Below are 11,675 nucleotides of genomic sequence, written 5' to 3'. Positions count from 1 at the left end.
TACTGCTGACTTAGGGTTGCCTAACCTAACTTACCTGGAGGGTGTGGGGGTAGTCGGCAGGGGGTCTCAGGTGCCTCGTGTCGGTGTTGGGCTGAACGGGTGAAACGCGAGAGGATGGGGGGATGCACATGAAGCGCAAGGCCGAGGCGGCCTGGTGAGCAGGTACGACGTCACCGACGAACAGTGGGAGGGGCTCGCGCAGGTGGTGCCCCTGCGCAGCCGCAACGAGTGGCCCTCCCGGGTGGATCACCGCACGATCCCCACGGTTCCGGGGGCGTCCGCGGCGGAGCAGCGGCGCTTCGTGGTGATCCGGGTCCAGGTCTTCGCGGACGCGCGGGAGGTCGCGGAGTACCTGATCGCGCAGATCCCGGTCCTGCTGGACCTCACGGGCGCGGACGGCGAAGTGGCCAAGCGGATCCTGGACTTCAGCAGCGGTGTGGTCTTCGGGCTGGGCAGCGGGATGCACCGGGTCGACCGGAACGTCTTCCTGCTGGCGCCCGTCGGGACCGAGGTGGAGGGAATCGCGGCCGCGGCCGTCCCCCGATCGTAGGAAGGTCCCGCGGGCGGAACGGTTCGCCGGACCCACGGGGGGTCCGGCGGGCCGTAGCGTCCCGCGCATGACTCCGCCCCTCGCTCCTGTTGATTCCGCTGCCCCTGCTGCCCCTTCTGCCGCCGCCGCCGCATCCGCCGGTCCGGTTCCGGTTCCGGTCCCGGATGCCGCAGGTGTGCACCTGCGGCCCGCCGTCACCGAGTTACGGCTCTCGGCCTACGGGGCCCACCGCGGGGCCCGGTTCGCGCTGGCGCCCGTCACCCTCTTCGCCGGGCCGAGCGGCAGCGGCAAGTCCCAGGCCCTGGAGGCCTACGGGGCGCTGGCCGCGCTGGGCGCCGGGACCGCGCTCGAAGAGGTGTTCCCGGATCCGCGGGCCCGCGTTCCCGACCGGGCCGTGCCCGACGCGGAGCGGCGCCGGGGGTTCCGGATCGGCTGCACGGTCGACGGCCCCGCCGGGCCGGTCCGGCTGGACCTCGCCGTCCAGGCGGAGCCCACGCTGCGGATCGTCGGTGAACGGCTCTCGGCGGACGGGCAGATCCTGCTCGGCACCGCTCTGCGCGATCCCGGGCGACGGTCCGTCCAGGCGGCCTGGCTGACCGGCGGAGCCACCGGGTACACCAGGGCCCCGCTGCCCGACGACCGGCTCGGCACCGCGCTGCTGCCGCTGCGGGTGGCCGGGGCCACCGAGGGGCAGCGGCGGGTGCTGGCCGCCGCCGAGCAGGTGGTGGTCGCGCTGCGCTCGGTGTTCCCCTGCGACCCCCGCCCGGAGCGGATGCGGGAGCCGGCCGCGCAGGGGGAGGGGCGGCTGCTGGGCGACTGCGCCAATCTGGCCGACGTGCTGCGCCGGACCCGGCTGGAGTGCGCCACGCGGTACGGGCTGCTCACCGAGGCCGCCCGCAACGGCTGCGCCGGACCGGTGGCCGGGCTGGACGTACGGGTCCCCGCGGGCGGCGGCCCGGTCACCGGCCTGCTGGACCGCGGCGCCGTCCGGCCCCCGACCGAGCTGGCCCGGCTCGGCGCGGGCGAACTGCGCTTCCTGTCCCTCGCGCTGGTGCTGCTGACCGGGCCGGGGGTGCTGGCCATGGACCCGGCCGCCGAGCTGCTGTCCGCCCGGCAGGCGCTGACCGTGCTCGCCGACGGTTTCGACCGGGACCTGGACGGTCGGCAGACCGCCGAACTGCTGCGACTGGCCGTACTGGCGTGCGGGCGCGGGCAGGTCAGGCTGGCGGCCTCGGTGGGCGAGGCGTGCACGAAGGCCGCGCGGGGGGTGCCGGGCATCTCGGTGGTAGACCTGGGCGCATGAGCGAAGAGCGGGAGGCGAAGGAAGTGAAGGAAGCGAAGGACGGCACCGGGCGGCGCGACGAGCGGATCGACCGGCTGCAGCGGCGGCTCGCCGATTTCGCGGCGGCGCGCGGGTGGGAGCCCTTCCACACGCCCAAGAACCTGGCGGTGGCGCTGAGCGTGGAGGCGGCCGAACTGGTCGAGATCTTCCAGTGGCTGACGCCGGAACAGTCGGCCAAGGTCATGGAGAAGCCCGAAACCGCACACAGAGTGGCCGATGAGGTCGCCGATGTGCTCGCGTATCTGCTGCAGTTCTGTGAGGTCCTCGGGGTTGATGTGCTGGATGCGCTCGCCGCGAAGATCGAGCGGAACGAGCTGCGGTTCCCCGTGCCGGGCAGTTCGCTGGCGGACCGTCACTCTTCGGAGTGATGGACTTATCCACAACCATGTTTGTGTCCACAATTTCCGAATACCCCTGGCTTTACCGGCTCGTTGCCCTCACTCTGGGTAGTGGAGAGAACGGCGAGATGTCGTGCGGACGGGGGACGGCATATGGACGCGGTACGGCTCATCGCAGCCGGCCGGCACGCGCTGGCACAGAGCGGGGCTGCGTGGGACATCGTGGGCGAGGCCTGGCAAGCGCAGGCCCTCGCGCAGGGCATAGGAGGCTGGCTGGCGGTCACCGGACCGCCGGAGCTGAGATCGGAGGCACGGGGGCTGGGTGAAGCGGGGGGCAGAGGCTGCGGGGTGCTCGACCGGGCGGCGCTGCGCGGAGAGGGCTATGCGCCCGATCTTCCGCCACGGGCGGCGCAGCTGACCGAGGTGACGGATGCCCGGCAGGCGCTGCTCGGGCTCCAGGCTCTCCTGGGCGAAGTGGGCATAGCACTGGTCGGGGTGGCCTGCGGGACGGACGACGAGGGTCTGTACTGGCAGTGCATAGAGTCGATAGACGCGGCCGACGAGTCGAGCGACCGGGTACGGGCGATCCTGCGCAGGATGACCGTGCGCGAGCGGGGCTCCGCGTCCGGCGTGGCCTGATCGCGGGCGCCGGCCGGCAGGGTCCGGGGCGCGGGGGTCGCGTGCGGTCCGGGGAAGTGTGCGGGGCGCGGGGATCGCGCGCGGCCCGGGGAAGTGCGGGGCGAGCGTGGTGTCCGGGCGGGTGACGGTGCTGTGCCAGGTGAGGTGCCGGATGCTGTGCCGGTGCTGTGCGAGGTGAGGTGACGGATGCTGTGCCGGGTGGGGTCCCGCCGCGCGCGACGGGACCCGGGCGGTCAGTACGACGGGTAGGACGGACGGTATCCGCTCTCCGGGGTGCGGTTGCCCTCGGGCAGCGGAGTGCCGGGGCTGCGGTCGGTGGAGGACTGGAGGTCGGCGTCGAGCTGCGAGAGGTCGGCGTTCAGCGCCGCCATCAGCTCTTCCATCTGCTGCAGCAGGCCCTTCGGCGCGCCGCCCTGGGCGGGTACCGCGGACTCCTGACGTGCGTGGTCGTGCGCTGCCTGCCCGGTCTGACAGTCCTGACGGCGGTTCTCCGGCGCGGACTCCTGGGACATGGCGGCCTCCTCGGCCCTGGCCCTTCCGAGGCGGAAGGGGGCGGTGGACGCACCGGCGAAGGCCGCCGGCGCGCGGGCCGGGCGGTCCGGCTCCGTCCGAGCAACGATCCCCATCCGGGCTGGTCACTGGCGCGGGCGGCGGCGGAACGCCCGGTTGACTCAGATTCACCCGGCCGGGGCCGAAAGGGCAGGATGGAGACATGGATCTCCGTATCTTCACCGAGCCCCAGCAGGGCGCGAGCTACGACACCCTCCTGCGCGTCGCCAAGGCCACCGAGGACCTGGGTTTCGATGCCTTCTTCCGCTCGGACCACTATCTGCGCATGGGCTCGGCCGACGGCCTGCCCGGACCCACCGACGCCTGGATCACCCTGGCCGGCCTGGCCCGTGAGACCAAGCGGATCCGGCTGGGCACGCTGATGACGGCCGGCACCTTCCGGCTGCCCGGCGTGCTCGCCATCCAGGTCGCACAGGTCGACCAGATGTCGGGCGGCCGGATCGAACTGGGCCTGGGCGCAGGCTGGTTCGAGGAGGAGCACAAGGCGTACGGCATTCCCTTCCCGCCCGAGCGCCTGGCCCGGCTGGAGGAGCAGCTGGCGATCGTCACCGGCCTGTGGGCGACCGCGCCCGGCGCCACCTTCGACCACGCGGGCGTCCATTACCAGGTGGAGAACTCCCCGGCGCTGCCCAAGCCGGCCCAGGACAAGATCCCCGTCCTGATCGGCGGCCACGGTGCGAAGCGCACCCCGCGCCTGGCCGCGCGGTACGCCGACGAGTTCAACATGCCGTTCGCCTCGATCGCCGACAGCGAGCGGCAGTTCGGCCGGGTCCGCGCGGCCGCCGAGGAAGCGGGCCGCAAGCCCGGCGACCTCGTCTACTCCAACGCCCTCGTCGTCTGCGTGGGCAAGGACGACGCCGAAGTGGCCCGGCGGGCCGCCGCCATCGGCCGCGAGGTGGACGAGCTCAAGGCCAACGGCCTGGCCGGGTCCCCGGCCGAGGTGGTGGAGCGGATCGGAGCGTACGGGGCCGTCGGTTCCTCCCGCCTCTACCTCCAGCTGCTCGACCTCGGCGACCTGGACCACCTGGAGCTGATCTCGGCCCAGGTCCTGTCCCAGCTCGGCTGACGGGGGCAGGACACCGTGCCCCGCGCGTCCGGCCCGCTCGCCGAGGCCCTGACCGGCCCCGCCGGCAGGGTCGTGCTCCTGGACGGCGGGCTCAGCAACCAGCTCGCCGACCAGGGATGCGACCTGTCCGGAGACCTCTGGACCGGCCGCGTGCTCGCCGAGCGGCCGGACCAGGTGGCGGCCGCGCACACCGCGTACGCGCGGGCCGGCGCCGAGGTGCTGATCACCGCGAGCTACCAGGTGGGGTACGCCGCCCTCGCCCGGCGCGGCCACGGCCCGGAGCACACGGAGGCCCTGCTGCGGCGCAGTGTGCGGCTGGCCGCCGGGGCGGCCCGGGCGGCGGACCACGAGGTGTGGGTCGCCGCGTCCGTGGGCCCGTACGGGGCGGTACTGGCGGACGGCTCCGAGTACCGCGGCCGGTACGGCCTGAGCGTGCGGGAGCTGGCGGAGTTCCACCGGCCCCGGATCGCGGCGCTGCTCGCCGAAGGCCCCGACGTACTGGCCCTGGAGACGATCCCGGACGCCACCGAGGCAGAGGCCCTGCTCACCGTGCTCGCGGAGACGGGCGCCCCCGCCTGGCTGAGCTACACGGTGGCGGGCGGCCTGACCCGGGCCGGCGGACCACTGGCCGAAGCCTTCGCGCTGGCCGCGGGCTCCCCGCAGGTCATCGCGACCGGCGTGAACTGCTGCGACCCCGCCGAGGTGCTGCCCGCCCTGGAAGCGGCGGCCGCCGTCACCGGAAAACCGCTGCTGGCCTACCCCAACGACGGCTCGGTCTGGGACGCCCCGACCCGCACCTGGCGCTCCCCGGCCGCCCCCGCCCCCTGGCCCACGGCCGCCTGGCACCGCGCCGGGGCCCGCCTCATCGGCGGCTGCTGCCGCATCGGCCCCGGCCACATCGCACGGCTGGCGACCGCCGCCCGGGCGATGGCGAGGCCCCCCGGCGGGGGGTGGCCGGCCCCGCGGAAAACAGGAGGCGCCCAGCGGCCGTGACCAGCAACAATCGGGCGTGTGTTCCTGACGATCTCCACCACCGGTTCCCCCGAGCGCCCCGCCACCGACCTGGGCTTCCTGCTGCACAAGCATCCCGGCAAGACGCAGGCGTTCTCCACCTCCCACGGCACCGCCCACGTCTTCTACCCTGAAGCCACGGCCGAGCGGTGCACGGCGGGCCTGCTGCTGGAGGTGGATCCCGTCGCGCTCGTGCGGCGCGGCCAGGGCAAGGGCCAGGGCGGCACCCCTGACGCGGCGCTCGCGCAGTACGTCAACGACCGTCCCTACGCGGCTTCCTCGCTGCTGGCCGTCGCCCTGAGCGGAGTGTTCCGCACCGCGCTGAAGGGCCAGTGCGCCGCCCGCCCCGAGCTGCCGGACGAGGTCCGCCCGCTGCGGATCGAGATCCCGGTCCTGCCCGCCCGGGGCGGAGCCGAGCTCGTGCGCCGGCTGTTCGGCCCGCTCGGCTGGGAATCGGTCACGGCCACACCGGTCGCGCTCGACGAGACCTTCCCCGAATGGGGCGACTCCCGGTACGTGCGCCTGGTCCTGGAGGGCGAGCTGCGCCTCTCCGACGCACTGCGCGGGCTGTACGTCCTGCTGCCCGTCCTCGACGACGCCAAGCACTACTGGATCGCCCCCGACGAGGTGGACAAGCTGCTGCGCGCCGGGGACGGCTGGCTGGCCGAGCACCCGGAGAGCGGGCTGATCGCCTCCCGCTACCTGGCCCGCCACAAGCGGCTGACCCGGGACGCCCTGGAGCGCCTGGAGCTGGTCCGCCTCGCCGAGGCCGACGGCAGCGAGGTCGAGGAGTTCGACAACGCGGTGGACGAGTCCGCGGACACCGAGGAGCAGCCCGTACCGCTCGCCGTGCGGCGCCGCGAGGCGATCCTCGCCGCGCTGCGCGCCGCCGGGGCCGCCCGCGTCCTCGACCTGGGGTGCGGCCAGGGCCAGCTGGTGCAGGCACTGCTGGGGGATCCGGCGTACACCGAGATCGTCGGCGTCGACGTGTCCGTGCGGGCACTGAACCTCGCCGCGAGGCGCCTGCGGCTGGAGCGGATGGGGGAGCGGCAGAGTTCCCGCGTCCGCCTGGTGCAGGGCTCGCTCGCGTACACCGACAAGCGGCTCGCGGGCTACGACGCGGCCGTGCTCAGCGAGGTCATCGAGCACCTGGACCTGGAGCGGCTGCCCGCCCTGGAGTACGCGGTGTTCGGCTCCGCCCGTCCCCGCACGGTCCTCGTGACCACCCCGAACGTCGAGTACAACGTCCGCTGGGAGACCCTGCCGGCCGGGCACGTCCGGCACGGCGACCACCGCTTCGAGTGGACCCGCGAGGAGTTCCGGTCCTGGGCCGGCCAGGTCGCCTCCCGGTACGGCTACACCGTCGCGTACGTGCCCGTCGGGGACGAGGACCCCGAGGTGGGGCCGCCGACGCAGATGGCCGCCTTCACCCAGAGCGCCACCACCGACACCCCGAAGGAGGGCGAGGCAGCATGACCATCACCGCCACCGGTACCGACCGCACCCGCGTGCTTCCCGTCACCGACCTGTCCCTCGTCGTCCTGATGGGGGCCACCGGATCGGGCAAGTCCACCTTCGCCCGGAAGCACTTCAAGCCCACCGAGGTCATCTCCTCCGACTACTGCCGCGGACTGGTCGCCGACGACGAGAACGACCAGAGCGCCAGCAAGGACGCCTTCGAGGTCCTGCACTACATCGCGGGCAAGCGCCTGGCCGCCGGCCGCCTCACCGTGATCGACGCCACCAGCGTGCAGGCGGAGTCCCGCCGGCAGCTCGTCCAGCTCGCCCGCGAGTACGACGTCCTGCCCATCGCGATCGTCCTCGACCTGCCCGAGGAGGTCTGCGCCGAGCGCAACGCGGCCCGCCCGGAGCGGGCCAAGCTGCCCCGCGCCGTCATCCAGCGCCACCGCCGGGACCTGCGCCGGTCGCTGCGCGGACTGGAGCGCGAGGGCTTCCGCAAGGTGCACGTCCTGCGCACGCCCGAGGAGGTGGAGTCGGCGGAGGTGGTCCTGGAGAAGCGATTCAACGACCTCACCCACCTCACCGGCCCCTTCGACATCATCGGTGACATCCACGGCTGTGCCTCCGAGCTGGAGACCCTGCTCGCCAAGCTCGGCTACCAGGACGGCGCCCACCCCGGGGGCCGGACCGCCGTCTTCGTCGGCGACCTCGTCGACCGCGGCCCGGACAGTCCCGGCGTGCTGCGCCGGGTGATGGGCATGGTCGGTTCCGGCAACGCCCTGTGCGTGCCCGGCAACCACGAGAACAAGCTCGCCCGTCACCTCAAGGGATCCAAGGTCCAGCTGACCCACGGCCTCGCCGAGACCGTCGAGCAGCTCGCCGCGGAGCCCGGGGAGTTCGTCGAGGAGGTCCGCGCCTTCATCCGGGGGCTGGTCAGCCACTACGTCCTCGACGGCGGGAAGCTCGTCGTCTGCCACGCCGGGCTGCCCGAGAAGTACCACGGCCGCACCTCCGGCCGGGTGCGCTCGCACGCCCTGTACGGGGAGACCACGGGCGAGACCGACGAGTTCGGCCTGCCCGTGCGCTACCCGTGGGCCGAGGACTACCGCGGCAAGGCCGTCGTGGTCTACGGCCACACCCCGGTCCCGAACACGGCCTGGATCAACAACACCATCTGCCTCGACACCGGGGCCGTCTTCGGCGGGAAGATGACCGCCCTGCGCTGGCCCGAGCGCGAACTGGTCGACGTACCGGCCGAGAAGGTCTGGTACGAGCCGGTCAAACCGCTCGTCGCCGAGGCGCCGGGCGGCCACGACGGCCGTCCGCTCGACCTCGCCGACGTCCACGGCCGCCGGATCGTCGAGACCCGGCACCTGGGCAACGTCAACGTCCGCGAGGAGAACGCGGCCGCCGCCCTGGAGGTCATGAGCCGCTTCGCCGTGGACCCGCGGCTGGTGCCGTACCTCCCGCCGACCATGGCGCCCACCGCCACCTCCTCGGAGGAGGGCTACCTGGAGTACCCGGCCGAGGCGTTCGCGCAGTACCGCAAGGACGGCATCGCCCAGGTCGTGTGCGAGGAGAAGCACATGGGCTCCCGCGCCACCGTGCTGATCTGCAAGGACGCCGACGCGGCCCGGGAGCGCTTCGGGGTCGACGGCCCCACCGGATCGGTGTACACCCGCACCGGACGGCCCTTCTTCAAGGACCCGGAGGTCACCGAGGAGGTCCTCACCCGGCTCCGCGCGGCGGTCACCGACGCCGGGCTGTGGGAGGAGCTGGCCACCGACTGGCTGCTCGTCGACGGCGAACTGCTGCCCTGGTCCCTGAAGTCCGGGGGTCTGCTGCGCAACCAGTACGCGGCCGTGGGCGCCGCCTCCGGCGCCGTCTTCCCGGACGCCATCGCCGCCCTGGAGGCGGCCGCCGCCAGGGGCGTGGACACCGGGGAGATCCTGGAGCGCCAGCGCGGGCGGGCCGCCGACGCGGCGCGGTTCACCGAGGCGTACCGGCGCTACTGCTGGACCACCGACGGGCTGGAGGGCGTACGGTTCGCGCCGTTCCAGCTGCTGGCGGCGGCCGGCCGCTCGCTGGCGGCCGTACCCCACGACGAGCAGCTGTTCTGGCTGGACCGGCTCGTCGCCGCCGACGAGGCCTCGGGCACCGGACTGCTGCGGCGCACCGGCCGGATCCTGGTGGACACCGCCGACGAGGCCTCCGTACGGGCCGGCACCGACTGGTGGCTGGAGCTGACCGCCGCCGGCGGCGAGGGCATGGTCGTCAAACCGCTCCAGGCGTACGCCAAGGACGGCAAGGGCCGGCTCGTGCAGCCGGGGGTCAAGGTCCGCGGCCGCGAGTACCTGCGGATCATCTACGGCCCCGAGTACACCCGTCCGGACCACCTGGAGCGGCTGCGCCAGCGCCACCTCGGGCACAAGCGCTCGCTCGCCCTGCGCGAGTACGCGCTCGGCCTGGAGGCCCTGGACCGGCTCGCCGCCGAGGAGCCGCTGTGGCGGGTCCACGAGGCGGTCTTCGCGGTCCTCGCGCTGGAGTCGGAGCCGGTCGACCCGCGGCTCTGACGCGTCAAGGAAGACCCCCCGTACGGCCGCGCATTAGGTCGTATGGGGGAACTTTCGCGAAGAACTCCGGGAAAACCACCGGCGGGATCGTTCATCCAGGGCAGCGGAATGTCCGCGACCCTGGAAGGACGGAACGTCACCTATGAAGATGACCGCGCGCGGAAGCATTGCGGCACTCATGACCTGTATGGCAGCGGCCGGCGCGGCCACCCCGGCCATGGCCGACGCGGTGCCCGTGGGTGTCCCCCTGGACGCGGTGCGGACCACGCTCGGCGTGGACGTCCCGCACCTGGCCACCGGAGTCCCGGTGCCGGTCGTCGGCGCCCCCCAGGTTCCCGTGCACCACACGGGCGACATGCTGCCGACCCCGCTGCTCCCGTCGGTGCCGATCGGCACCGAGCTCGGGAACACCCTCGTCACCTCCCCGGTGCCGAACCTGGCGGGCCGGCCCGAGACCGACGGCGAGGGCTCGCTGGACGCACCCGCGACCACCATGCGCACCCGCACCCCGGGACTGCTCCTCGGCTCCCCGCTGTCGATGCCCGACGGGTCCAACTACGGCCTGCCGAACGTGACCGCCCCCGCGCTGGGCGTGATCGCCCCGGAGCTCACGGGAGCACCGGAGGCCCTCCTCGGCCTGCGCTCACCGGCCCTCCAGCGCTGAGTTGAAGCCACGGCGTCGAACCCGCTGGGCCGACGCCACGTCAAAAAGCCGCCCGGTCTGCGAACGTGTACGGCATGGGATTCCATGTCGATTCCGAGACCGGGCGGCTGCGCCGCGTCATCCTCCACCGGCCCGACCTGGAGCTGAAGAGGCTCACACCGAGCAACAAGGACGCACTGCTCTTCGACGACGTGCTGTGGGTGCGCCGGGCGCGCCAGGAGCACGACGGTTTCGCCGACGTACTGCGCGACCGGGGCGTGGAGGTCCACCTCTTCGGTGACCTGCTGGTGGAGACCCTGGAGATCCCGGAGGCCAGGCACCTCGTACTGGACCGGGTCTTCGACGAGAAGGAGTACGGCCCGCTCGCCACCGACCACCTGCGCACCGTCTTCGACGGGCTGTCCTCGGCGGAGCTGGCCGAGGCGCTGGTCGGCGGGATGACCAAGAGGGAGTTCCTGGAGCGGCACGCGGAGCCGGTGTCGGTCCGCTTCCACGCCCTGGAGCTGGACGGCTTCCTGCTGGGACCGCTGCCCAACCACCTGTTCACCCGGGACACCTCGGCCTGGATCTACGACGGGGTGTCCATCAACGCGATGCGGTGGCCGGCCCGGCAGCGCGAGACCGTGCACTTCGAGGCCATCTACAAGCACCACCCGCTGTTCACCACCTCCGGAGCCTTCCACTACTGGTCGCAGGGGCAGGCCGACTACCCCTCCACCATCGAGGGCGGCGACGTCCTGGTCATCGGCAACGGCGCCGTGCTGATCGGCATGAGCGAGCGGACCACCCCGCAGGCGGTGGAGATGCTGGCGCGCGGGCTGTTCGCCGCCGGGTCGGCGAAGACGATCGTGGCCCTGGACATGCCCAAGCGGCGGGCGTTCATGCACCTGGACACGGTGATGACGATGGTCGACGGAGATACGTTCACCCAGTACGCGGGCCTGGGCATGCTGCGCTCCTACACGATCGAGCCGGGCGCCGGGCTGAGCGACCTGAAGGTGACCGACCACCCGCCGGAGCACATGCACGAGGCCATCGCCGCCGCGCTCGGACTGGATTCCATCCGGGTGCTCACCGCCACCCAGGACGTGCACGCCGCGGAGCGCGAGCAGTGGGACGACGGCTGCAACGTGCTGGCCGTGGAGCCGGGCGTGGTCGTCGCCTACGAGCGGAACGTCACGACCAACACCCATCTGCGCAAGCAGGGCATCGAGGTGATCGAGATCCCGGGCAGTGAGCTGGGGCGCGGGCGGGGCGGGCCGCGGTGCATGAGCTGTCCGGTGGAGCGGGACGCGGTGGCCTAGCGGGCCGGGGCCGGGGACGGGGCCCGGCGGGGGCCGGGCGGTATCCGGGGGTTCGCGGAGGTCGGCCGGGGGAGGGCTCCGTACGACCACCCCTGTATATCAATGCAGTGGATCGTATAGACTTCCAGCATCCCCTGTCACCGTGACTCTGGAGCGC

Annotated in this window: 11 protein-coding genes; 10 read left to right on the top strand and 1 reads right to left on the bottom strand. The window is 73.1% G+C overall.

What is annotated here, in order from left to right; translation table 11 throughout:
• Positions 1 to 154: 154 nt before the first annotated feature.
• The 4 genes from OG904_RS05295 to OG904_RS05280 all read left to right on the top strand — a co-directional run bounded on the left by OG904_RS05295 (position 155) and on the right by OG904_RS05280 (position 2,869).
• Entirely contained in the window at positions 155 to 550 is a 396-nt protein-coding gene (locus OG904_RS05295; protein WP_250742110.1) for a cell division protein SepF, read from the top strand.
• Between the two features lie 67 nt (positions 551 to 617).
• On the top strand, positions 618 to 1,853 hold the full coding sequence (locus OG904_RS05290) for an ATP-binding protein (protein ID WP_405487881.1): 1,236 nt from the start codon (positions 618 to 620) through the stop codon (positions 1,851 to 1,853).
• A 65-nt stretch (positions 1,854 to 1,918) separates the two neighbouring features.
• A complete protein-coding gene (locus OG904_RS05285) occupies positions 1,919 to 2,260 on the top strand; it encodes a nucleotide pyrophosphohydrolase (RefSeq protein WP_405497777.1) in 342 nt (113 codons plus the stop codon).
• A gap of 123 nt (positions 2,261 to 2,383) precedes the next feature.
• Positions 2,384 to 2,869, top strand: a complete 486-nt coding sequence (locus OG904_RS05280; protein WP_405487879.1) for a DUF6099 family protein — start codon at positions 2,384 to 2,386, stop codon at positions 2,867 to 2,869.
• A 233-nt stretch (positions 2,870 to 3,102) separates the two neighbouring features.
• Here the strand turns inward: OG904_RS05280 and OG904_RS05275 are convergent, their stop codons facing one another.
• Positions 3,103 to 3,381, bottom strand: coding sequence for a hypothetical protein (locus OG904_RS05275; RefSeq protein ID WP_405487877.1), 279 nt, complete (start codon positions 3,379 to 3,381; stop codon positions 3,103 to 3,105).
• Between the two features lie 200 nt (positions 3,382 to 3,581).
• On the opposite strand from OG904_RS05275, the gene OG904_RS05270 reads away from it, so the two are divergent.
• From OG904_RS05270 to OG904_RS05245, 6 genes are all read left to right on the top strand, one after another.
• Complete coding sequence (locus OG904_RS05270; protein ID WP_405487875.1) at positions 3,582 to 4,505, top strand: LLM class F420-dependent oxidoreductase; 924 nt, start codon at positions 3,582 to 3,584, stop codon at positions 4,503 to 4,505.
• Positions 4,506 to 4,520: 15 nt separating this feature from the next.
• A complete protein-coding gene (gene mmuM / locus OG904_RS05265; protein ID WP_405487873.1) occupies positions 4,521 to 5,498 on the top strand; it encodes a homocysteine S-methyltransferase in 978 nt (325 codons plus the stop codon).
• Positions 5,499 to 5,516: 18 nt separating this feature from the next.
• Positions 5,517 to 6,992: a 3' terminal RNA ribose 2'-O-methyltransferase Hen1 gene (locus OG904_RS05260; protein ID WP_405487871.1), complete on the top strand. Its 1,476-nt coding sequence runs from the start codon at positions 5,517 to 5,519 to the stop codon at positions 6,990 to 6,992.
• Entirely contained in the window at positions 6,989 to 9,550 is a 2,562-nt protein-coding gene (locus tag OG904_RS05255; protein ID WP_405487869.1) for a polynucleotide kinase-phosphatase, read from the top strand. The genes OG904_RS05260 and OG904_RS05255 overlap by 4 nt, the downstream gene beginning before the upstream one ends.
• Positions 9,551 to 9,728: 178 nt before the next feature.
• A complete protein-coding gene (locus tag OG904_RS05250) occupies positions 9,729 to 10,214 on the top strand; it encodes a hypothetical protein (protein ID WP_405487867.1) in 486 nt (161 codons plus the stop codon).
• Between the two features lie 74 nt (positions 10,215 to 10,288).
• Complete coding sequence (locus OG904_RS05245; RefSeq protein WP_405487865.1) at positions 10,289 to 11,518, top strand: arginine deiminase; 1,230 nt, start codon at positions 10,289 to 10,291, stop codon at positions 11,516 to 11,518.
• The last annotated feature ends 157 nt before the right edge of the window (positions 11,519 to 11,675 follow it).

The organism is Streptomyces sp. NBC_00096 (genome assembly GCF_045041305.1).
Taxonomy (GTDB): Bacteria; Actinomycetota; Actinomycetes; order Streptomycetales; family Streptomycetaceae; genus Streptomyces.
Note: the sequence above shows the minus strand (reverse complement) of the source record. Positions and strands in the feature narration are given on the sequence as shown.

Coding starts and splice junctions, on each gene's coding strand:
- OG904_RS05245 (WP_405487865.1), top strand. CDS start 10,289: ATGGGATTCCATGTCGATTCCGAGACCGGGCGGCTGCGCCGCGTCATC.
- OG904_RS05255 (WP_405487869.1), top strand. CDS start 6,989: ATGACCATCACCGCCACCGGTACCGACCGCACCCGCGTGCTTCCCGTC.
- OG904_RS05270 (WP_405487875.1), top strand. CDS start 3,582: ATGGATCTCCGTATCTTCACCGAGCCCCAGCAGGGCGCGAGCTACGAC.
- OG904_RS05290 (WP_405487881.1), top strand. CDS start 618: ATGACTCCGCCCCTCGCTCCTGTTGATTCCGCTGCCCCTGCTGCCCCT.
- OG904_RS05250 (WP_405487867.1), top strand. CDS start 9,729: ATGACCTGTATGGCAGCGGCCGGCGCGGCCACCCCGGCCATGGCCGAC.
- OG904_RS05275 (WP_405487877.1), bottom strand. CDS start 3,381: ATGTCCCAGGAGTCCGCGCCGGAGAACCGCCGTCAGGACTGTCAGACC.
- OG904_RS05280 (WP_405487879.1), top strand. CDS start 2,384: ATGGACGCGGTACGGCTCATCGCAGCCGGCCGGCACGCGCTGGCACAG.